19 protein-coding genes are annotated in these 23,846 nt (G+C 39.1%); 9 read left to right on the top strand and 10 right to left on the bottom strand.

The genetic code is table 11. The features are described 5' to 3' along the window. Positions 1-2 precede the first annotated feature (2 nt). The 5 genes from rplJ (at position 3) to ATK78_RS17295 (ending at position 9,701) form a co-directional block, all read left to right on the top strand. Complete coding sequence (gene rplJ, locus ATK78_RS17315) at positions 3-524, top strand: 50S ribosomal protein L10 (RefSeq protein ID WP_133577405.1); 522 nt, start codon at positions 3-5, stop codon at positions 522-524. Positions 525-585: 61 nt separating this feature from the next. Beyond that, the gene (gene rplL / locus ATK78_RS17310; RefSeq protein ID WP_133577404.1) at positions 586-960 is read left to right on the top strand and encodes a 50S ribosomal protein L7/L12; all 375 of its coding nucleotides are present in this window, start codon (positions 586-588) and stop codon (positions 958-960) included. A 154-nt stretch (positions 961-1,114) separates the two neighbouring features. Further along, positions 1,115-4,918, top strand: a complete 3,804-nt coding sequence (gene rpoB, locus ATK78_RS17305; RefSeq protein WP_133577403.1) for a DNA-directed RNA polymerase subunit beta — start codon at positions 1,115-1,117, stop codon at positions 4,916-4,918. Positions 4,919-5,007: 89 nt separating this feature from the next. Continuing rightward, positions 5,008-9,294, top strand: a complete 4,287-nt coding sequence (gene rpoC / locus ATK78_RS17300; protein WP_133577402.1) for a DNA-directed RNA polymerase subunit beta' — start codon at positions 5,008-5,010, stop codon at positions 9,292-9,294. Between the two features lie 92 nt (positions 9,295-9,386). Continuing rightward, on the top strand, positions 9,387-9,701 hold the full coding sequence (locus ATK78_RS17295) for a DUF3467 domain-containing protein (RefSeq protein ID WP_133577401.1): 315 nt from the start codon (positions 9,387-9,389) through the stop codon (positions 9,699-9,701). Here the strand turns inward: ATK78_RS17295 and miaA are convergent. From miaA to ATK78_RS17265, 6 genes are read right to left on the bottom strand one after another with little or no spacing between them, the layout of a single operon-like run. Then, entirely contained in the window at positions 9,685-10,605 is a 921-nt protein-coding gene (gene miaA / locus ATK78_RS17290; protein ID WP_133577400.1) for a tRNA (adenosine(37)-N6)-dimethylallyltransferase MiaA, read from the bottom strand. The genes ATK78_RS17295 and miaA overlap by 17 nt on opposite strands. Before the next feature lie 8 nt (positions 10,606-10,613). Continuing rightward, positions 10,614-11,264: an IS1096 element passenger TnpR family protein gene (locus ATK78_RS17285; protein WP_133577399.1), complete on the bottom strand. Its 651-nt coding sequence runs from the start codon at positions 11,262-11,264 to the stop codon at positions 10,614-10,616. A gap of 57 nt (positions 11,265-11,321) precedes the next feature. After that, entirely contained in the window at positions 11,322-12,728 is a 1,407-nt protein-coding gene (locus ATK78_RS17280) for a CCA tRNA nucleotidyltransferase (protein ID WP_133577398.1), read from the bottom strand. Positions 12,729-12,753: 25 nt separating this feature from the next. Beyond that, a complete protein-coding gene (locus ATK78_RS17275) occupies positions 12,754-13,320 on the bottom strand; it encodes an L-threonylcarbamoyladenylate synthase (protein ID WP_133577397.1) in 567 nt (188 codons plus the stop codon). A gap of 5 nt (positions 13,321-13,325) precedes the next feature. Next, positions 13,326-14,525, bottom strand: coding sequence for a glycosyltransferase family 4 protein (locus tag ATK78_RS17270; RefSeq protein WP_133577396.1), 1,200 nt, complete (start codon positions 14,523-14,525; stop codon positions 13,326-13,328). Positions 14,526-14,530: 5 nt separating this feature from the next. Beyond that, entirely contained in the window at positions 14,531-15,349 is an 819-nt protein-coding gene (locus ATK78_RS17265; protein WP_133577395.1) for a 2,3,4,5-tetrahydropyridine-2,6-dicarboxylate N-succinyltransferase, read from the bottom strand. Between the two features lie 76 nt (positions 15,350-15,425). Between ATK78_RS17265 and ATK78_RS17260 the strand changes: the two genes are divergently transcribed. Next, complete coding sequence (locus ATK78_RS17260) at positions 15,426-15,866, top strand: RNA-binding S4 domain-containing protein (protein ID WP_133577394.1); 441 nt, start codon at positions 15,426-15,428, stop codon at positions 15,864-15,866. Here ATK78_RS17260 and ATK78_RS17255 read toward each other — a convergent pair. Next, positions 15,863-16,582: an EcsC family protein gene (locus tag ATK78_RS17255; protein ID WP_208112395.1), complete on the bottom strand. Its 720-nt coding sequence runs from the start codon at positions 16,580-16,582 to the stop codon at positions 15,863-15,865. The genes ATK78_RS17260 and ATK78_RS17255 overlap by 4 nt on opposite strands. Before the next feature lie 273 nt (positions 16,583-16,855). Between ATK78_RS17255 and ATK78_RS17250 the strand changes: the two genes are divergently transcribed. Further along, positions 16,856-18,772, top strand: coding sequence for a redoxin domain-containing protein (locus tag ATK78_RS17250; protein ID WP_133577392.1), 1,917 nt, complete (start codon positions 16,856-16,858; stop codon positions 18,770-18,772). A 90-nt stretch (positions 18,773-18,862) separates the two neighbouring features. Here ATK78_RS17250 and ATK78_RS17245 read toward each other — a convergent pair whose 3' ends face one another. Beyond that, positions 18,863-19,450, bottom strand: coding sequence for an OmpH family outer membrane protein (locus ATK78_RS17245; protein WP_133577391.1), 588 nt, complete (start codon positions 19,448-19,450; stop codon positions 18,863-18,865). 221 nt (positions 19,451-19,671) lie between these two features. Between ATK78_RS17245 and gyrB the strand changes: the two genes are divergently transcribed. Beyond that, positions 19,672-21,630: a DNA topoisomerase (ATP-hydrolyzing) subunit B gene (gyrB, locus tag ATK78_RS17240; protein ID WP_133577390.1), complete on the top strand. Its 1,959-nt coding sequence runs from the start codon at positions 19,672-19,674 to the stop codon at positions 21,628-21,630. Between the two features lie 99 nt (positions 21,631-21,729). On the opposite strand, the gene ATK78_RS17235 is transcribed toward gyrB, so the two are convergent. Next, entirely contained in the window at positions 21,730-22,155 is a 426-nt protein-coding gene (locus ATK78_RS17235; protein WP_133577389.1) for an aspartyl protease family protein, read from the bottom strand. Continuing rightward, a complete protein-coding gene (mdh, locus tag ATK78_RS17230) occupies positions 22,156-23,094 on the bottom strand; it encodes a malate dehydrogenase (RefSeq protein ID WP_133577388.1) in 939 nt (312 codons plus the stop codon). 200 nt (positions 23,095-23,294) lie between these two features. Here mdh and ATK78_RS17225 point away from each other — a divergent pair, with 200 nt between their 5' ends. Beyond that, on the top strand, positions 23,295-23,843 hold the full coding sequence (locus tag ATK78_RS17225) for a lipocalin family protein (RefSeq protein WP_243732563.1): 549 nt from the start codon (positions 23,295-23,297) through the stop codon (positions 23,841-23,843). Positions 23,844-23,846: the final 3 nt, after the last annotated feature.

The following is a 23,846-nucleotide window of genomic DNA, read 5'->3' as shown; positions in this document are numbered from 1 at the left end:
TTATGAACAGAGAAGAAAAACACGAAGTAGTTTCGGCTCTTCAAGAGAAGATGCAGGAATTTGGCAATTTTTATATTGCTGATACATCCAGCTTATCTGTTGAGAAAGTAAACAGTATCCGTCGCAAATGTTTTGAAAGCGGGATTGAAATGCAGGTTGCTAAGAACACATTGATCAGAAAAGCGATCGAAGGTTTAGAAGGCGATGCATCAGAGATCTTTGCTGCGCTAAAAGGCCAGTCGGCATTATTATTCTCCACAAGTGGTAACGCTCCGGCGAAACTGATTAAAGCGTTGAGAAAAGGATCTGATAAACCACAGCTTAAAGCAGCTTATATCGATTCATCAGTATATGTTGGTGATAACCATTTAGATGCATTGGTAAGCTTGAAATCAAGAGAAGAGCTTATTGGAGATATCGTTGGCTTATTACAGTCACCAGCTAAAAATGTGATATCAGCATTGAAATCTGGCGGTGGCATTATTGCAGGAATTGTTAAAACTCTTCAAGAAAGAGAAGGTTAAGGAACACCTTATAAGTTCATATTAATAAATTATTTTACGTAAATTTTTAAAAATCTATAAAATGGCAGATTTAAAAGCGTTTGCTGAGCAATTGGTAAACTTGACAGTTAAAGAAGTTAACGAATTGGCTCAAATCTTAAAAGACGAGTATGGTATTGAACCAGCTGCTGCTGCAGTTGCTGTTGCAGGTCCTGCTGGTGATGCTGCTCCTGTAGCTGAAGAAAAAACAACTTTTGATGTAATATTGAAAGAAGCTGGTGGTTCTAAACTAGCAGTTGTTAAATTGGTAAAAGACCTAACTGGTTTAGGTTTGAAAGAAGCTAAAGACTTAGTTGACGGTGCACCGAAAGAATTAAAAACTGGTGTTGCTAAAGACGAAGCAGAAGCTTTGAAAAAACAATTAGAAGAAGCTGGAGCTGTAGTTGAGATTAAGTAATCACTTAATTTTAATCGCACTTTAACCATAGACTCCGACTGTATAGTCGGAGTCTATACCTGTTTATAAACATTTCATCTTGTTTGGTTGGTGGAATTGTTTAACGGCTAACCAAACAAATAGTTTATTCTTAAAGTAAATTAACTTTAGTCCATTGGCAAATAAAGTCGACCAAAGAGTAAATTTTGCACGTAGTAAGCATATCATAGATTACCCAGATTTTCTAGATGTGCAGTTGCAATCATTCAGAGAATTTTTTCAGATCGAAACTACTTCTGATAACCGTCACACTGAGGGTTTATTCAAAGTGTTTGCTGAAAATTTCCCAATCACCGATTCAAGAAACATCTTTGTTCTTGAGTTCCTTGATTATTTTATTGATCCACCGCGTTATGATATACCTGAGTGTATTGACCGTGGATTGACTTATAGTGTTCCATTAAAAGCTAAGCTTAAGCTTTCTTGTAATGATGCTGAACACGAAGATTTTGAAACCATCATTCAAGATGTGTATTTAGGAACCATTCCTTATATGACTCCTAAAGGTACATTTGTGATTAACGGTGCAGAGCGTGTAATTGTTTCTCAATTGCACAGGTCTCCAGGTGTGTTCTTCGGCCAAAGCCGTCACACCAATGGTACCAAGCTTTATTCTGCACGGGTGATTCCTTTCAAAGGATCCTGGATCGAGTTTGCTACTGACGTAAATAACGTCATGTATGCTTACATTGACCGTAAGAAAAAATTCCCGGTTACCACTTTATTGCGTGCTATCGGTTACGATTCTGATAAAGATATCCTTGAGTTGTTCGACCTTGCTGATGAAGTTAAGGTTAGTAAATCAGGATTGAAAAAGTATATCGGTCGTAAACTTGCTGCAAGGGTTTTAAGAAAATGGGTTGAAGATTTTGTGGATGAAGACACCGGTGAGGTTGTTTCCATTGATCGTAACGAAGTGATCTTAGACAGGGATACTGTTTTAGAAGATGACCATATTGATATGATCATTGATGCTGGCGTTAAAACGATCATCTTATCTAAAGATGATGGTGCTAGTCAGGCTGATTATACCATTATTTATAATACATTACAAAAGGATACTTCAAACTCTGAAAAAGAGGCTGTTGAAAACATCTATCGTGCTCTGCGTAACGCAGAACCACCTGATGAGGAAACTGCAAGAGGTATCATTGAGCGTTTGTTCTTCTCGGATAAACGTTATGACTTAGGAGATGTTGGTCGCTACCGCATTAACCGTAAGTTGAAAATGGATACTCCGGATCACGTTAAGGTTTTAACTAAAGCAGATATTATTGCGATCGTTAAATACCTGATCAAACTGATCAACTCTAAAGAAGAAGTGGATGATATTGATCACTTGTCGAACCGTCGTGTTCGTACTGTAGGTGAGCAATTATACGCTCAATTTGGTGTTGGTTTAGCGCGTATGGCCCGTACCATCCGCGAACGTATGAACATTCGTGACAACGAGGTGTTTACCCCAACAGATTTGATCAATGCCCGTACGTTATCGTCGGTTATTAATTCATTCTTTGGTACCAACCAGTTGTCGCAATTTATGGATCAAACGAATCCTCTGGCGGAGATTACGCACAAGCGTCGTCTGTCAGCCTTAGGCCCAGGTGGTCTTTCACGTGAACGTGCCGGTTTTGAGGTGCGTGATGTGCATTACACCCACTATGGTCGTTTGTGTACCATTGAAACACCAGAGGGTCCAAACATTGGTTTGATCTCTTCTCTTTGTGTTCATGCGAAGATCAATAATTTAGGTTTCATTGAAACACCTTACAAAAAAGTTGATAATGGTGTTGTTTCTGTTGATGAGCCTGTAATCTATTTGTCTGCTGAAGATGAAGATGGTAAAACGATTGCTCAGGCTAATGCCGAGTATGACGATAAAGGTAACTTTACTACTCCTCGTGTTAAAGCACGTTATGAGGGTGACTTCCCGATCATTGAGCCTGAGAAATTAGACTTAATGGATGTGGCTCCTAATCAGATTACTTCAATTGCAGCTTCGTTGATCCCTTTCCTTGAGCATGATGATGCGAACAGGGCTTTGATGGGTTCAAACATGCAACGTCAGGCCGTACCTTTATTACGTCCTGAAGCTCCGATCGTTGGTACAGGTTTAGAAGGTCGCGTTGCCCGTGACTCAAGAACGCTGATCAATGCTGAAGGCGATGGTGTTGTTGAATATGTTGATGCGAATGAGATTACCATTAAATATGTACGTAACGATGGAGATCGTTTGGTATCATTTGAAGGTGACAGCAAAACTTATAAATTAATCAAGTTCAAGAAAACCAACCAGAATACTTGTATCAACTTGAAGCCGATCGTTAGAAAAGGCCAGAAAGTGGTAAAAGGACAAGTTCTTTGTGAGGGTTATGCTACCGAAAATGGTGAACTTGCCCTTGGAAGAAATTTAAAGGTTGCTTTCATGCCTTGGCAAGGATATAACTTTGAGGATGCGATCGTAATTAACGAACGTATTGTTCGTGAAGATATCTTTACCTCTTTACACATTGAAGAATTTGAATTGGAAGTACGTGATACGAAACGCGGTGAAGAGGAATTAACTCCTGATATCCCTAACGTTTCTGAAGAAGCTACTAAAGATTTAGATGAGAACGGTATTATCCGTATCGGTGCTGAGGTTAAAGAAGGTGATATCCTGATCGGTAAGATTACTCCTAAAGGAGAGTCTGATCCTTCACCGGAAGAAAAATTACTTCGTGCAATATTTGGTGATAAAGCAGGTGATGTTAAAGATGCATCCTTGAAAACACCTCCATCTATTAAAGGTGTTGTTATTGATACTAAATTGTTCTCAAGAGCTAAGAAAACTACTAAAGCAGAAGAGAAATCTGCAATAGAGAAATTAGACAAGAGATACGATCTGGCAACAACCAACCTTAAAAATGAACTGGTAGATAAACTATTCCAGATTGTGAATGGTAAAACATCTCAGGGTGTTTACAATGTTTACAAGGAGTTGTTGTTCCCTAAAGGAGCTAAGTTTACCCAGAAAAGTTTAACTGATCTGGAATATAACCACATCAATCCATACAAATGGACTACTGATGATGATAAAAATGATCAGATTAAATTATTGCTTCATAACTATGGTATTCGTGTAAACGAAGAACTGGGTGCTTATAAACGCGATAAATTTGCTATTAGTGTAGGTGATGAGCTTCCTTCTGGTATCGTGCAAATGGCTAAAGTTTATGTAGCTAAAAAGCGTAAATTGAAAGTAGGGGATAAAATGGCGGGACGTCACGGTAACAAGGGTATTGTAGCCCGTATTGTACGTGATGAAGATATGCCGTTCCTTGAAGACGGAACGCCTGTTGATATTGTGTTGAACCCACTGGGTGTACCTTCACGTATGAACTTGGGTCAGATCTACGAAACTGTATTGGCTTGGGCCGGTCAGGAATTGGGTGTTAAATTTGCTACCCCGATCTTTGATGGTGCTAAACATTACGAAGTTGAAGACTGGATCGCTAAGGCTGGTTTACCTGCTTCAGGAAGAACTTATTTAAATAATGGCTTAACGGGTGAGAAATTTGACCAGCCAACTACAGTAGGTATTATCTACATGCTGAAACTTGGACACATGGTTGATGATAAGATGCATGCCCGTTCAATCGGACCATACTCATTAATTACACAACAACCATTGGGTGGTAAAGCTCAATTCGGGGGTCAGCGTTTTGGTGAGATGGAGGTTTGGGCATTGGAAGCATTTGGTGCTGCCAATATTCTACAAGAGATCTTAACTGTTAAATCAGATGATGTTATCGGTAGAGCAAAAACTTACGAGGCCATTGTTAAAGGCGAAAACCTTCCTACACCTGGTGTACCGGAATCGTTCAACGTATTGGTACATGAGTTACGCGGATTAGGTTTAGATATTACGTTAGACTAATGTTGAAAGTTATTTTGTTGGCGTGTTTAGAAGCTTGACTGACAAGCACGCCAACTTTTTAAATTTTTCAACTTTCAAACAAAAGAGCTATGTCTTACAAAAAGGATAATAAATTAAAAAGTAATTTCACCTCGATCACCATTAGTTTGGCGTCGCCGGAGGCTATTTTAGAGCGCTCTAGTGGTGAGGTTTTGAAACCTGAGACTATCAATTACCGTACTTACAAACCTGAGCGTGATGGTTTGTTCTGCGAGCGTATTTTTGGTCCTGTGAAAGATTACGAATGCCATTGCGGTAAATACAAGCGTATCCGCTATAAGGGTATTGTTTGTGACCGTTGCGGTGTTGAGGTTACAGAAAAGAAAGTACGCAGAGAGCGTATGGGACACATCAATTTGGTGGTTCCTGTTGCGCACATCTGGTATTTCCGTTCTTTACCAAACAAAATCGGTTATTTATTGGGACTGCCTACAAAAAGGTTAGACCTGATCATCTATTATGAGCGCTATGTTGTTATACAAGCGGGATTAATGTCTGAAGAAGGCATTCAGTATATGGACTTCCTAACGGAAGAAGAATACCTGGATATTCTTGATAAATTGCCTAAAGAGAACCAATACCTTGATGATAAAGACCCTAATAAATTCATCGCTAAAATGGGCGCTGAAGCTTTAGAAGATTTATTGAAACGTATTGACCTGGATACTTTATCATATAACCTTCGTCACCAGGCTGCTAACGAAACTTCACAACAACGTAAGAATGAAGCGTTAAAACGCTTACAGGTTGTTGAGGCTTTCCGTGGTGCAAGAACGCGTATTGAGAATAATCCTGAGTGGATGATCATTAAGATCGTTCCGGTTATTCCACCAGAATTGCGTCCTTTAGTACCATTAGAAGGTGGTCGTTTTGCAACTTCAGATCTAAATGATCTGTACCGTCGTGTAATTATCCGTAACAACCGTTTAAAACGTTTGATCGAGATCAAAGCACCAGAGGTAATTTTACGTAATGAAAAACGGATGTTACAGGAAGCTGTTGACTCGTTATTCGATAATTCACGTAAAGTAAATGCAGTTAAAACTGAAGGTAACCGTGCCCTTAAATCCCTTTCTGATATCCTGAAAGGTAAACAAGGACGTTTCCGTCAGAATTTATTGGGTAAACGTGTGGATTATTCAGCACGTTCCGTAATTGTTGTAGGGCCTAGCCTTAAATTACACGAATGCGGATTACCTAAAGATATGGCTGCTGAGCTTTTCAAACCGTTCATCATTCGCAAGATGATTGAAAGGGGTATTGTTAAGACTGTAAAATCTGCTAAGAAAATTGTTGACCGCAAAGACCCGTTGGTTTGGGATATTCTTGAAAATGTTTTAAAAGGACACCCTGTATTACTGAATCGTGCGCCTACGCTGCACAGGTTAGGTATCCAGTCTTTCCAGCCTAAACTTGTTGAAGGTAAGGCAATCCAATTACACCCATTGGTTTGTACTGCATTTAACGCGGATTTTGACGGTGACCAGATGGCTGTGCATTTACCTTTAGGTCATGCTGCTATTTTGGAAGCCCAGGTATTGATGCTTGCTGCACATAATATTCTAAACCCTGCAAATGGTACTCCAATTACTGTACCGTCTCAGGATATGGTTTTGGGTCTTTATTACATTACTAAAGGCCGCAGAACGGATGAAGGACGTGTAGTTAAAGGTCAGGATTCAGTATTCTATTCTGCTGAAGAGGTGATCATTGCATACAATGAGAAAAGAATTGACCTTCACGCATTCATTAAGGTAAAAGCTAATGTTAAAGGTGATGATGGTATAATTGTAAATAGATTACTTGATACTACGGTTGGACGTGTACTATTTAATCAAATGGTTCCGGAAGAAGTAGGTTATATCAATGAGCTGTTAACCAAAAAATCTTTAAGGGATATTATCGGTGAAGTTGTAAAAATTACCGGTATGGCCCGTGCATCAAGATTCCTTGATGACATTAAAGAATTAGGTTTCCAAATGGCTTTCAGAGGTGGTCTATCATTTAATTTACAGGATGTGAACATCCCTGCTGAGAAACAGGTTCTATTGGAACAAGCTTCTGCAGAGGTTGAAGAGGTGAGGAATAACTATAATATGGGATTCATTACCAACAACGAGCGTTACAACCAGATCATCGATATCTGGACACGTATCAACAATCGTTTAACATCATTTGTAATGAACCAGCTTTCAAACGATAATCAGGGCTTCAACTCTGTGTATATGATGCTTGATTCTGGTGCGCGTGGTTCTAAGGAGCAGATTCGTCAGCTTTGCGGTATGCGTGGTTTGATGGCTAAGCCTCAAAAATCAGGTTCTGGTGGTGAAATTATTGAAAATCCGATCTTATCTAACTTTAAAGAAGGTTTGTCGGTTCTTGAATACTTTATCTCTACTCACGGTGCTCGTAAAGGTTTGGCGGATACAGCGTTAAAAACTGCTGATGCTGGTTACTTAACGCGTCGTTTGCATGACGTAGCACAGGACATGATCGTTAATGCTGCAGATTGCGGTACCTTAAGGGGTATGTATACTACTGCATTGAAAGATAATGAAGATATCGTTGAACCATTATATGACAGAATTTTAGGTCGTATTTCGCTTCATGACGTATTTAATCCATTAGACGGTGCATTATTGGTAGGTGCTGGTAACGACATTGATGAAGAAGTTGCTAAAGCAATTGAAGAATCTCCTTTAGAAGGTATTGAGATCCGTTCGGTGTTAACCTGCGAAAATAAAAGAGGTGTTTGTGCACTGTGTTACGGACGTAACCTTGCAACTGGTAAACGCGTTCAAAAAGGTGAAGCTGTCGGCGTAATTGCTGCTCAGTCAATCGGTGAGCCGGGTACACAATTAACACTACGTACATTCCACGTGGGTGGTACTGCATCCAACATTGCTGCTGAATCTCAGATCATGGCTAAATTTGATGGTATCATCGAATTTGAAAATGTTCGTACCGTAGATAACGCAACTGAAGAAGGTATGAAACAAATCGTTTTAGGCCGTTCAGGTGAGTTTAAAATTGTAGAAGAAGGCACCAATAAGGTGATCATGACCAGTAATATTCCTTACGGTTCATTCTTATATGTTGAGGATGGAGCTAAGATCACTAAGGGTGACAGGATTTGTTCATGGGATCCGTACAACGCGGTTATTATCTCGGAATTTGCCGGTAAAATTGAATTTGATGCGATCGTTGAAGGTGTTACCTTCCGTGAAGAATCAGATGAGCAAACTGGTCACCGTGAAAAAGTAATTATCGATACACGTGATAAAACTAAAAACCCTTCTGTACGGGTTGTAGATAAAAAAGGTGAGTTGATCAGAGGTTATAACATTCCTGTTGGAGCACACATTGCTATTGACGAGAATGAGATGGTTAAAACTGGTCAGATCCTGGTTAAGATTCCTCGTGCTACTGGTAAAACAAGAGATATTACGGGTGGTTTACCACGTGTAACTGAGTTGTTTGAAGCACGTAACCCATCTAACCCTGCTGTAGTAACAGAGATTGATGGTGTGGTAACTTTAGGTGGTGTTAAACGTGGTAATCGTGAGATGACCATCGAATCTAAAGATGGTGAGATCAAGAAATATCTTGTTCCATTGTCTAAGCACATCCTTGTTCAGGATAACGACTTTGTTAAAGCGGGTATGCCTTTGTCTGATGGTTCGATATCTCCTGCAGATATCTTAGCGATTAAAGGTCCGGCTGCCGTTCAGGAATACCTGGTTAACGGTATCCAGGAAGTTTACCGTTTACAGGGTGTGAAGATCAATGATAAACATTTTGAAGTTATTGTTCACCAGATGATGCAGAAAGTGCATATTGAAGATCCGGGAGATACCATATTCTTAGAGAACAACTCTGTAGACCGTTGGGACTTTATGATCGAGAATGATGAGATCTATGACAAAAAAGTTGTAGTTGATGAAGGTGATTCAACCACCGTTAAACCAGGTCAGATTCTTTCTCTGCGTAAATTAAGAGATGAAAATTCTCAGTTAAAACGTAAAGATATGAAACAGATCGAGGTACGTGATGCCAGACCTGCTACAGCAAGTTCAATTTTGCAGGGTATCACCCGTGCATCATTGGGTACGAAATCATTCATTTCTGCTGCATCATTCCAGGAGACAACAAAAGTATTGAACGAAGCAGCTATTGCTGGTAAACGTGACAATATGCTTGGATTGAAAGAAAACGTAATCGTTGGACACTTAATTCCTTCAGGTACTGGTGTACGTGGATATGAGCGGATCATTGTTGGTTCTCAGGAAGAATACGATAAATTATTGGCTTCGAAACAAGAAGAAGTAGAAGCTTAATTTTAAAATACATTTTTCTAAAGTCCCCCTTCTTTTAAAGTCGGGGGACTTTTTTATGCTTGAAATCGCCGAATAGTTTTTAGATTTGTATTATGGAAGAACAAAATCAAGATAATCAATTAAATATTGAGCTTTCTGAAGAGGTAGCTGAAGGGATATTTTCTAACCTGGCAATTATTACCCATTCAAACACTGAATTCGTATTGGATTTTATCCGGGTAATGCCTGGCGTGCCTAAGGCACGGGTTAAATCAAGGATCATACTAACACCTGAGCATACCAAACGATTAGTGACTGCAATGCTGGATAACCTGGAAAAATATGAAGCCATAAACGGCCGTATTAAAACACAGGAAGAGCCTCCAGGTTTCCCTATGAATTTTGGCGGACCTACTGCTCAGGCTTAGTTATTTTCTGGTTGATATAGGTGGTGACAGCATCGATGTCATTGGGTTCAAACCATGCGGTGCTGTCATCTCTTCTAAACCACGTTAGCTGCCTTTTTGCAAATCTCCTGGTATTCTGCTTGATCTTATCGACGGCTTCATTAAGGCCGATCTGGTTGTCCAGATAGGCAAATAACTCAGAATAGCCAACCGTATTTAATGCGTTAAAACTGCGGAAAGACTGCAGGCTTTTAACTTCTTTCAACAATCCTGCTTCCATCATTTGATCGACTCTTAAATTGATTCTTTGGTACAGTTTACTGCGTTCTGTATTTAATCCTATCTTAATGATGTTGAATGGACGCTGTTTTTTACTGTTGGTTAGAAAAGAAGATAATTTTTGTTTGGTAGAAAGAAAGAATTCCAGTCCCCTGATCATACGTTGCGGATTAGACTGGTCTACCTTTTCAAAATACTCAGGATCATAGGTGCTTAATTGCTTACGGATTGGTTCAATGCCCTCTTCTGTAAACAACTTGTTTAGTTTAGCCCTGATCTCCAGATTTGTTTCCGGAAGCTTATCCAAGCCGTTGCAAACCGCATCAATGTATAATCCTGAGCCCCCAACCATAATCAATTGATCTTTTTCACGGAACAATACTTCCATCAGCTTTAATGCTTCAATCTCAAAGTCTCCGGTACTAAAAAGGGTATTTACACTATGGGAATTGATGAAATGGTGTGGTGCTGCTGCCAGTTCTTCCGCAGATGGTTTGGCGGTTCCTATTTCCATTTCCCTAAAAAACTGCCTGGAATCGGCAGAGATGATCTCGGTAGAAAACTGCTTTGCCAATGCGATGGCCAAAGCAGTTTTACCGATGGCCGTAGGGCCTGCAATTACAATTAAAGTTTTATTGGATGCCATGCCAGGCACTAATAATCTTCTTTATATTCTTCGTCTTCGTAGTTGTCGTTATCTGCGAATTCATCGCTATCTTCAGCATCCTCCGTGTCTTCCGTATCCTCACTTTTTTCCTGTGTACTGATACCTCTTCCACCCATTGCTTCCAGCTCTTCACTGTCTTCTGGAACGAAATCTATCTCATTTAAGAAATCGAATTCGGTGGATACGGGATTTGATGAAACGACAACGGATCCCAAATTGTTTTTATCAATTATTTTAGGGGCATCACCTGTACTTTTTACCAGGTAAGGATATTCTATGTTCGGATCAGTTTCTAAAATGATCTTGATCAGCTCAACATGAAAGTCGAACGGACGGTCAAAATTGTAGATATAATAAAATTTCTGATGCGGATCTTCAATAAAGCTGCTCAGCTTTGACTTCTCCATTAAGGCTACACCACGATCGGTTTTTCTCTGGTTAGGTAAATAAGCAATTTCATCTCCTTTTATCCAGTTATCTGTACTCACAAAAAATGATGAAGATTTTTCTGCAGCGTATCCCGTTGAACGGTGTACAGCTTTATGCAAATCTTCAAATGTCTGGGTTGATTTAATATCGATTTCCCTTACTACCTCATCGAAATCTTCGAAACTTATTCTAAATCTATAAATTGCCATTTGAGCTTATTTTCTAGCTATAAAATTAAAAAAATAAAATATACTTTTGAAATGGTATTAATCTGTTGCTGTTGAAATCCCTATTTCCTTTGCCTTTTTCATCATAAACTGTAATGCCTCATCGTAGGTGTTTGTTATTTCACCTTCCAAAATGGCTTCACGGATTGCGTTTTTTAAAAGCCCAACTTCTTTGCCTGCGCTTAGACTAAATATATTCATAATATCCGTGCCGGAAATTGGTGGCTGCCAATTTCTGATCTTATCACGCTCTTCTACATCTTTGAGTTTTTGTTTAACCAGCTCAAAGTTGTTCCTGTACTTTTTAACTTTGTACTCGTTCTTTGTGGTTACATCTGCGTTGCAAAGTAACATCAGGCTTTCGATATCTTCTCCTGCATCAAAGAGCAGCCGCCTTACCGCAGAGTCGGTTACTACTTCCTGTGCCAATACAATAGGCCGCAGATGAAGCTGTACCAGCTTTTGTACGTATTTCATTTTCTCATTAAGTGGCAGTTTCAACTGCCCGAAAATTTGCGGAACCATCCGTGCCCCTTTATCTTCGTGCCCATGAAATGTCCACCCGTGTCCTTCTTCAAAGCGTTTTGTTGCCGGCTTTGCAATGTCATGCAGAATGGCAGCCCAGCGTAGCCAAAGGTCGTCTGTTACCTCACAAATGTTATCCAGTACCTGCAGCGTATGGTAGAAATTATCTTTGTGTCCTTTTCCATTGATGATATCTACTCCATACAGGTTGGCCATTTGGGGAAATATTAAAGTCAGGAGTCCGGTATCAAACAGGTACTTAAAACCTATGGATGGGAGTGGAGAAAGAATGATCTTATTCAATTCATCTGTAACCCGTTCTTTAGAGACAATGGCTATTCTTTCTTTCTGTTTTTTAATTGCGTTTATTGCAGCCTCATCAATATTGAAATTAAGCTGAGATGCAAAACGGATTGCCCGCATCATCCGCAATGGGTCATCAGAAAATGTGATTTCCGGATCAAGCGGGGTACGGATCAATTTATTTTGCAAGTCTGTTTGTCCATTAAATGGATCAACCAGTTTTCCATAATTTTTACTGTTTAAAGATATGGCCAGTGCATTGATGGTAAAATCCCTTCTCAGCTGATCGTCTTCAATGCTTCCGTTTTCTACAATTGGTTTTCTTGAGTCTGAGCGGTAAGACTCTTTTCTGGCACCTACAAATTCAATTTCAAGGTCCTGAAATTTCAGCATCGCTGTTCCAAAGTTTTTGAAAACGGCAACCTTTGCTTTAAGTTCCCTGCCCGCTAATTCTGCGAATTCAATGCCATTTCCCAACACCACAATATCGATATCTTTTGATGGCCTCTGCAAGAATATATCGCGAACATAGCCGCCAATTACATAGGCTTCAATGTTGTGCTGATTTGCTATAGCCGCAAGAACCTTAAAAACAGGATTTTGTAAATGTCTTTCCATTGATGATCTGCAAAAGTAGTAAAACTTACCTTCTAATAAAGGAAAATTGACCGCCCGGTGCTAATTTCATTATGGTTGATGGCTTTTTGTCAGACCGGAGTTCCTGCTCAAAGTCTACCACAAGATCTACTGCTTCTTTAATCTCATCACTGATCTTATCAAAATATGCCGGGGTAGGTTCTCCGGATAAGTTTGCTGATGTTGAAGTAATCGGCTTCCGGAATCTTTGAATCAGCTGCTGGCAAAATTCATGCTTTACAACTCTGATTCCAACACTTCCATCTTCGTGGACTACATTTTTTGCCAGGTTCTTAGCTCCTGAAAATATGATGGTTAGTGGGTTTTCAGCGTACTCAATCAGATCATATGCCACATCAGGTACTTCTGATACATAACTCTGTAATTTAGAATCATTGTCTAATAGTATGATAAAGCTTTTATCGGATGCACGGCCCTTGATGGCATTGATCTTTTCTACTGCTGCTTCATTGGTTGCATCGCAGCCCAGGCCCCAAACCGTGTCTGTAGGGTAAAGGATTACCCCGCCGTCTTTTAATACGTCGAGCGCTTTTTGAATTTCAGTTTTTAGCATAAGATTTAATTCTTGGAAGTACGTTGAGAACGTCGAGAACGTTGAGGTCGTGTAGAAAGCTGGGCGTCATTAGAGTGTTGAGAACGATGCAATTTTAAAACATCCGTATATAGTCCCATCATTTCTTTACTAATAATTTCTGTATTGAACCTTTGAACATAATCTTTACCTTTTTCTATCATTTCTTTTTGGACCTTTGGATGGTCTAAGATATGATTTATTGCTTTTGCGAAGCCATTATGATCGAATGGAGAAACATAACTGCTGTACTTACCTCCGGCTTCTTCGAGGCAAGATCCTGTGGCCGCTACTACCGGAACATGGGCATATAGTGCTTCTATTACGGGAATGCCAAATCCTTCATAAACGGATGGGTAAACAAATACAGCTGCCATTTGGTAAATAGATGGCAACTCATTAAATGGAATATCCTGCAGAAAAATAATTCGTGGTCTTAAATTGAGTTTATCGATTTCCTGATTTACCAGATCTGCATATTTTGTTTTTCTGCCTACTACTACCAACACATGGTCTTCATTGATCTGTTTCAATGCTTTGACCAATGTTAACAGATTTTTCCTGGTTTCTATGGTACCTACATTCAGGATGTATTTTTCAGGAAGCTGGTATTTTAGTCGAACTGATTCTTTCAACTGATCTGTTGACGCGATCTTAAAGCTATCATCGCAGCTTTGGTATATCACCTCAATCTTTTCCGGATCAATATTAAAGTGCTCTATAATGTCATTTTTAGTTTGCTCACTGATTGCTACGATCCGGTTGGAATTTTTACAGGCATATCTAAATTTCAGGTTATAGATAAAGCGGTCTATACGGCCGAAATATTGTGGGAATTTTAGAAAGATGAGATCGTGAATGGTAACTACACTTGGGATTCCAGATTTATGGATACCCAGAGGGATTTCGTGGCTTAAACCATGAAAGAGGTCAATGTTGTCTTTTAATAATTGCTTTTTTATGCCTGAAGTCCGCCAGAATAATCCGGGGACATTTGGCAATTCAGTCAGGATATTTGGAATGCTTAAAAAACGATTGATCTGTGGATGGTTCTTAATTTTGGGCGTATATACAAAATATCGGTTTTGAGGGAAAAATCCGGCAAGCTGTGCAATTAACGAACGGCTGTAATTGCCAAGTCCTGTTAAATTGTTTGCTGCTCTTTTTCCATCAAAACCAATATTCATTTTTATTATACGGCTACATTATTTTCTCTTAATGCATCATTAAGGGATGTTTTTTTATCTGTAGATTCTTTACGTTTTCCAATGATCAGCGCACAAGGAACCTGGTATTCGCCTGCCGGAAACTTTTTGGCATAGCTTCCGGGAATTACCACTGAACGTGCAGGAACGATTCCTCTATATTCTACTGGGCTGCTTCCGGTAACATCAATGATCTTAGTTGATGCGGTAAGTACTACATTAGCACCGAGAACGGCTTCTTTTTCAACTCTTACTCCTTCTACTACAATCGCTCTTGAACCGATAAAGCAGTTGTCTTCAATAATAACCGGTGCTGCCTGAATGGGTTCTAAAACACCACCGATACCTACACCACCACTTAAATGTACGTGTTTACCAATTTGTGCACATGAACCTACAGTTGCCCAGGTATCTACCATGGTACCTTCATCAACATAAGCACCAATATTTACATAAGAAGGCATCAGGATTACGCCTTTAGCCAAATAAGCACCATAACGTGCTATACCATGAGGAACTACACGTACACCTATTTCTTTATAATTGGTTTTAAGCTTCATTTTGTCATGAAATACAAATGGGCCAACCTCAATTTCTTTCATTTGTCTGATTGGGAAATAAAGGATCACAGCTTTTTTGATCCATTCGTTTATTCCCCATGAATTTAGAACAGGTTCTGCTACGCGCAATTCACCTTTATCTAATTGCATAATTACAGTTTCAATTGCTTCGCAATGTTCTGTGTATTCTAATAAAGTTCTATCTTCCCAAGCGGCTTCTACTAACTTTTTTAATTCTGCTATCATGTTATTTTTTAATTTTTGACAAAATAAATCAATTTTATGTATTGAGCGTTGTTTTGTTGTGTATTTTTGATTTTTTATGGCTGAACAGGAAAAATTAAGGATCGATAAGTACTTATGGGCTATACGCTTATTTAAGACCAGAAGTTTGGCTACTGAAGCCTGTAAAGCGGGTAGGGTTAAATTTAACGGGCAGAATCTTAAACCTTCTGCTATTGTAAAGCTTGGTGATGTTTACCAGGTATCCAGAGGAATAGAAAAAAAGATCATTGAAGTGGTTGAGTTTTCGTATAACAGAACCGAATCCAAGATTGCAGTTACAAAATATAAAGACATTACACCGGTTGAAGAAACCCATGCTTTTAAATCTATGTTCCATGCCCCGGTATTAAAAAGAGACCGTGGTGCTGGCCGGCCAACAAAGAGAGACCGCAGGGAGATTGATGATCTGACCGATACCATGTTCGATGAGGATAAGACAGGTGGGGGTAAGAACGATGAGAAAAAGAAAGAAGGTTAGGACTTTAATATTCTCATCCTATAGGCTTGCATTGCTGTATTTCCCAATTTTTTAATCAGCTGGTAATTGGCAACTGCTCCAACTGCTGAGCCTACTACGGGCAGAAGCTGTGCAAGTTTGGCCAGATCAATATAATCCCTGTACTCTTGCTGAAGTGTTTTCCAGTCAAAATTATCTGAATTATCCGGAAGAATGTGCAATTTATCTTCCCAATCTTCGATGTGCAGAAATACCTTTGATGCCCCCTTTTTACTTGAAAATGCCAGTTGAAAAATATAAAGGATGTATAATCTCTCTGAGAAATTCTTAACGTCAAAACCATACAACGATGCAATTTCGAAAAGCAGTTTAATCTTGATGGCTATTAGTACCGGAAAATCTGCCATGCTCAACAAAAAACCTCCTGCACCCGTAATCCCGCCTTCTGCCGCACCTGTTTTACAATAGAAATCAATCTTTTCTTTAACAAGTGCTTCTCTATGTATGAGGCTCATTTCTAAGGGTGGTATGTCTGAAGTCGTATACTTTGAGCCATAAAGAACACCTTTGATCATTGTTTTGATTGTTGCAGTGATTGCTGTATGTACTTTGTCTGGAATGTAGCTGTTGATCTTTTTTTGAATATTATCAGTTACCTTACTAAAAACAGATGGTTTTTTCAGTATATCCCTTTTCCAAAATTCCAGTTCTATCCGTATCGTTTCTTCGTAACTCATGATTTTATATTAGGGTAAATAGTCAGGTAAGCGTTTATAAGTACAATTATTTAACGTTTTATAATCACTTGAAGTAATGAATTAGTAATATACCAATGGCTTAAAAGTACCAATGAGTTGGTGATATAATTAACCAGATCTTACTGAAATAGATCAATCATAATTTAAAAGTTCAACTGCATAAAATGGAATTGAATATTTAAATATAATATTTTTTTATTGGCAATAAAACTATATATTTAGTTTTTGAATAGCGAACTTAACCTGTTGATTATGAAATGTTTTAAAAAACTCACTTTTGTGCTGTTCTTAGCAGCATCTATATCTGCTTCTGCGCAGAATGTCAAATTTATGGAAGCTGCCCCTGCAGCTGGAAAGCCAGTAAAGTTTAGTTACGATCCGAAAGGAACAAAGTTAGAGGGAAAGGATGATATTACATGTTTAGTCTATACTTTTGCTTCAACTCAGTTGTCGACTACGGTCCCTAAGCTAGTTAAAGATGGATCTGTTTTTAGTTCAGAAATACCAACAACAGATAGTACAAGCATGGTTGTTTTGATGTTCAAATCTGGTGATGTTGCAGATGATAACCCACAAGGATACTATGTAAAGCTTTCCAAAGGAGGCGTGATCCCCGCTTCAGCGTATGTAAGCGAGGGGTATCTGTTAGGAAGCATTGCAACATATCTTGGAATGAAGGCTGATGATCAGAAGGCACTGGCATCTTATGAAAAGTCTTTTGAAATAGATCCTGCATCAAAAGACAAATCCATTTATAATTACCTGGCTGTAAAATATAAAATTGATGCAGTTTCAGGAACACAATCGATCAATGATTACCTCAGCCTGATCTCCAAGAAATCTCTACCTGCAGAGATTGATTTAATGACGGCTTCAAATTTATACATGCTTTTAAAGAAAAAGTCTGAAGCCGACTCTATGAAAAACATAGTGGTATCTAAATATCCAACGGGTACTTATGCTTTTTCATTAGATTATTCTGCTATTGCCAGTCAAAAGGATCCTGCAGCAATGGAAGAGAAATTATTGGCACTGGTTAAGAAATATGGGCTGGACTTAGACAAAGAAGCCGATATGAAAAAGATATCTTATGTGTATAACATGATGGTGACTAATTATGGGCAGACAAAGAACATCAGCAAATTCGAAGAATATGCTTCGAAAATAAAAGATAAATCCAGTCTTGCAGCTGCCTACAATAGCGTGGCCTGGATTCTTGCAGAAAGGAATGAAGAGGTTGCGTTTGCTGCAGGTATTTCTAAAAAATCATTAGACCTGGTAGAAGCAGCGAAGGCAGATGCAGTTCCTGCCAATGCCGGTTCCAAAGCGCAATATATTCAAGTTTTAAACCGGAATTATATTATGTATGCGGATACTTACGCATTGTTGCTCCACCATCTTGGTAAAGATAAAGAAGCTGTAATTTACCAGGAAAAAGCAATTGACGCGATGGATATTCCAGGCAATGAGCGGTATGTCATGTACCTTGACCTTGCAGGCGATAAAGAAAAAGCATTTACGGTAGCTTCAAAATTCCTTAAAGAAGGCCAGGGTACTGATGCAATGCGCGAACGGTTAAAGTCGTTGTATGCAGGAAAGAAATTAAAAGAACCGTATGCTGTATTTTTGGCCAACCTTGAAAAAGAAGCGAAAGCAAAAGAGCAGGCAGAATGGGCAAAGAAGATGATCAGTGTTCCTGCACCTGCTTTTTCATTGGTAAATTTGAAAGGCGAGACAGTCAGCCTGGCCAGCCTGAAGGGTAAAGTAGTTATATTAGATTACTGGGCTACCTGGTGTGGTCCATGTGTAGCCTCATTTCCAGGTATGCAAAAGGCAGTAAACAAATATGCCAGCAACCCTAACGTGGTATTCTTATTTATAAATACCTCGCAGCGCGAGACCAACAGGGAGGAATTGGTGAAGAAATTTATGGCAGATACAAAGTATACTTTCAACGTTTTACTGGATACTAAAAACAAAGAAAATCCAAATTTATTTGATGTCATCACGGCATATAAAGTGGAAGGGATACCAACCAAGTTTGTTATTGATGGTGATGGTGTGATCCGTTTTAAAGCGGTGGGTTTTTCTGGCAGTGCCGATGCAGTTGTAACAGAACTGGATGCAATGATCAGTATGGCATCAGCCAAATCTGCGGGAAGTAAATAGCATGTTCCGACTTTAAAGCACACTAAAATATCAAAAAAAATAGCCTGTATCGTCACAATACAGGCTATTTTTTTGATTGGTATATTAAGCTTATTTTTTATAACCTGCATTCAGGCCGGTAATTACTTCACTGGTAATATCAAGGCTTTCATCAGCAAATAAGATAGAGCTGTTTCCTTTAGAATAGGTTAATACCATTTTGAACCCTTTTTTCTTGGCATATTCTTTTAGATAGTCGGCAACTGCATCGTACAATTTTTTCTGCTCTGTAGCTTGTTCGTTTTGAAGTGCTGCACCTGCATTTTGCTCATATGTTTTAAGCTCTTGTCCTTTACGGTTTAATCTTTCTTCAGTAGCTGCTCTCTGATCTGCGGGTAATGTATTTGCTTGCTGCTGGTATTGAGCAACCTCGCGCTGAAAAGCCTGACTTTTAGCTGCCATATCTGCCTGGGCAGCTTTGGCTTTAGTTTCCAGTTTAGCGGTCATATCTTTAAAATACTCATATTTAGTTAACAATGAGTCTGAGTTTACATAAACTATTTTCTCATCACTGCTTACTGGAGCTGATCCGGTTTTTGCGGGTGTTGTGCCTTTTTCATCTTTGTTTTGGCAAGATGCCATTACGGAAACTATGGCTACTGCAGCAGCAATGCCGCTTAATTTTTTAGTTATTTTCATTCTTTAATTAGTTTTTCTTCTTATAAGTCCATTCGGGTTACTGAACTTTTATACCCTTATGAGTTGTAAATTTCAACAAATATAAAATTTCAAATTTAGTATCCTAAATAACTGGATTTATTCGGTAGTTTTTTGGGTTATTTTACTCAAATAGTTATCCACATATGCCGTTAATTGGCCATAATTGGTTAAATTTGAATCTAATTGTTTTAATAAAAATTATGAGCGAAGAACAGGATTCAAAGTCAAATTATTCGGCAGATAATATACAGGTATTAGAAGGTTTGGAAGCGGTGCGTAAGCGCCCTTCAATGTATATAGGAGATACCGGAGTAAAAGGCTTACACCACTTAGTTTACGAAGTTGTAGATAATTCTATTGATGAGGCATTGGCAGGACACGCCGATACCATATATGTAAATATTCTAAAAGATAACTCAATAAGGGTTGAAGATAATGGCCGTGGTATCCCAACAGGGATCAATACCAAGGAGCAAAAATCAGCATTAGAAATTGTAATGACCGTGCTTCATGCCGGTGGTAAATTTGATAAGGATACCTATAAAGTTTCCGGAGGTTTACACGGGGTTGGGGTAAGTTGCGTAAATGCACTATCCACCCATTTAAGGGCAGAAGTACACCGTGAAGGAAAGATCTGGGTACAGGAATATAACATTGGTAAACCACTGTATGAAGTTAAATCTATCGGCGAAACCGATAAGCGTGGTACTATTGTTACGTTTACACCAGATGCGACGATCTTTACCCAAACTACTGAGTACCGTTATGATACCCTTGCCGCGAGGTTAAGAGAACTTTCTTTTTTAAATAAAGGGATTAAATTAACGCTGACTGATGAACGTGAAGAAAATGAAGACGGTACATTCTTAACCGAGTTGTTCCATTCTCAAGGTGGTTTAAAAGAGTTTGTTCAGTTTTTGGATGGTAACCGTCCGTCACTGATTGAAGAGCCGATCTATGTAGAAGGAATTAAAAACGGCGTTCCCGTTGAACTTGCGCTTCAATACAATGATAGTTATGCAGAGAATGTACATTCTTATGTGAACAACATCAATACACATGAAGGTGGTACACACATTGCTGGTTTTAGAAGAGGTTTAACGCGGACATTAAAAGCTTATGCTGATAAGTCCGGCTTGCTTAAAAACGTTAAGTTTGAGATTACCGGTGATGACTTCCGAGAAGGACTTACGGCTGTTGTATCTGTTAAAGTACAGGAGCCTCAGTTTGAAGGGCAGACTAAAACTAAACTGGGTAATACTGAGGTAATGGGTGCGGTAGATATCGCCGTTGGTGAAGCTTTAAATAATTACTTGGAAGAAAATCCAAGAGAAGCTAAACTGATCATCAATAAAGTGATCTTAGCTGCTACTGCACGTGCAGCGGCCCGTAAGGCCCGTGAAATGGTGCAGCGTAAAAGTATTATGGGTGGTTCGGGTTTGCCTGGTAAACTTTCTGATTGTTCAGACAGTGATCCGGAAAAATGCGAGTTATACCTGGTGGAGGGAGATTCCGCAGGTGGTACTGCTAAACAAGGAAGAGATCGTAATTTTCAGGCCATACTTCCTTTGAAAGGTAAGATCCTGAATGTAGAGAAAGCTATGGAGCATAAGATCTACGAAAATGATGAGATCAAGAATATGTTTACCGCTCTTGGCGTAAGTATAGGAACTCCTGAGGATGATAAAGCCTTGAACATTACTAAGCTTCGTTACCACAAGGTAGTAATCATGACGGATGCGGATATTGATGGGTCACACATCACTACCCTGATCCTTACGTTCTTCTTCAGGTATATGAAAGCATTGATTGAAGCGGGATATGTGTATATCGCTGCTCCGCCATTGTACCAGGTTAAAAAAGGTAAAGAATTTGAATATTGCTGGAACGATGTGCAGCGCGATGCGGCTGTTCAGCGTTTAAAAGGAGCAGGTAAAGAAGAAAGCGTACATATTCAACGTTATAAAGGTTTGGGTGAAATGAATGCCGAGCAATTATGGGACACTACGTTAAACCCGGCAACGCGTACACTTATGCAGGCTACCATTGAAAATGCAGCAGAATGTGATCATACATTCTCTATGTTAATGGGTGATGATGTTGCTCCAAGAAGGGATTTCATTGAAAGAAATGCAAAATATGCAAAGATTGACGCTTAGTTGATCTTTTTGAATATTATTAAAAGAGTCTGTTCAGAAATGATCAGACTCTTTTGTATTTATTAGTTCTTCCTGATCGATATAGAGAAAAAGAGGGGGTCATTCTGCGTACAAATAGAGCTTCATTTTCTTGTAATTGATTACGGCGTCATACTTTAACAGAATATCACTGCCAATTATTCCTTTGATTTCAGGATGCCCAAGTGATCCATAGGTTTGGTTAACACTTTCCAGGTCGAGAGCAACAGTTTCATAATCTGTTAATGCCAGGCGTCCTATTTTAAGTTTGGGAATTACCGCTTGTAAAGTTGTTGCCGTAGAAAATAAGGTAGTGGCCTGACTCTCTTCACTATATTCAACTTCCGATAAATGTGTTTTGATAAAGGCCATGTCAAACACAGATCTGGACGCACCGGTATCCAATACGACAAGAATTTTTTGTCTGAAAACGACAATTTCCACCAAAAGGTGGAAACCGTCGTCCTGTAAATTTATTAAGATTATAGGAACATTGATTGTCCTCATTTATACCAGTTTCATTTCTGCAAGTACCGCATTCATTGCGCGAACGGCGTCGGCACTTTTGTTAAAAGAAGCTTGCTCGCTCTCATTCAGTTTGTAATCGATTATCGTTTCCCAGCCATTTCGGCCTACAATAACCGGTACACCCAAACAAATATCAGATTGTCCGTACTCTCCTTCCAGAGAAACACAGCAGGTAAATAATTTCTTTTCATCCCTAACAATGCTTTCTACTAAGGCAGCTCCGGCAGCTCCTGGTGCATACCATGCGGAAGTACCAAGAAGTCCGGTTAGGGTAGCCCCGCCAACCATTGTATCTGCAGCAACCTTGTCCAGGGTTTCCTGATCCAGTAATTCTGTTACCGGTAAGCTTTGATAGGTAGCATAGCGTGTAAGCGGAATCATGGTTGTATCGCCATGTCCGCCAATAACAAATCCCTGAAGGTCGTTAGAATTGCAATTTAATGCAACGCTCAGATAGTATTTAAAGCGGGCGCTGTCTAATGTGCCACCCATTCCAATAATCCTGTTCTTTGGTAATCCTAATGATTTTAAAGCAAGATAGGTCATGGTATCCATTGGATTGCTAATTACAATAATAATCGCATCCGGAGAGTATTTTAAGATGTTCTCAGCAACTCCCTTAACAATGCCAGCGTTAATACCGATCAGTTCTTCACGCGTCATTCCTGGTTTACGTGGCAGCCCAGAAGTGATTACCGCAACAGCAGAGCCTGCAGTTTGACTATAGTCATTGGTAACACCTTTTATTTTTGTATCGAAGCCCAATAAGGTGGCTGTTTGCATCATGTCAATTGCTTTACCTTCGGCAAAACCTTCTTTAATGTCTAATAGAATAAGTTCTTCAGCTAGTTCTTTTCTGGCAATATTATCTGCGCAGGTGGCGCCAACTGCTCCTGCACCAACAACCGTTATTTTCATTCGTTATATTTTAAATGGTTATGAAGCTACTGTAAAATGTTTTCATTAAAAGTAGGAATTATAATCTGTCAGACATAATAAAAAAGCCATTAACTACTTCTGCGTTTAGCTCCATTTTTAAGCATCTTTATTTTCGAAGGTATAAATTAAGGTTAGTTTTTAAAATGCTTTTAAAAACTTTATTCCGGATTGGTGGTTTTATGATAAAGAATTTACATTTGCTGAACAGCAGATTAACACAGGAGTTTATGGATAATACACCGGTAAGTAAAGTTGACATTATGTCTTATGCAGGGAAATGGTATTCATTGTATTCTATACCAACCCTGATGGATAAGCACTGGAGGCAAACTGTTGAAACCTATGTAATCCATCCCGACGGTTATTATGCTGTATTTACAACCTATCGTGCTGCTGGTGATGAAGACCGAAAGTATATCCGTTCAAAATTATTTGTAGTCCGCGGAACAAATAACGCCGAATTAAAAGCCCAATTCTTATGGCCATTTAAAGCAGATTATTGGGTAATTGAACTTGCAGAAGATTATTCTTATGTTGTAGTGGGCCATCCAAAACATAAATATCTTTTTATCATGTCACGTAAACCAGGGCTACCAGATTCACTTTTGGAAGAAATTATAGATAGGTGCCATAAAAAGGGTTATGATACATCTAAACTGGTTTCTCAGGAACATATAATGGCTCCTGCCGCAGAGAAAGTAATGGCTTTGTCAGCTTCTAAAATTTAAAAT

The sequence above is a fragment of the Pedobacter metabolipauper genome (genome assembly GCF_004362715.1).
In the GTDB taxonomy this organism is placed as follows: domain Bacteria; phylum Bacteroidota; class Bacteroidia; order Sphingobacteriales; family Sphingobacteriaceae; genus Pedobacter; species Pedobacter metabolipauper.
This window is presented reverse-complemented; position numbering and strand designations above follow the sequence as displayed.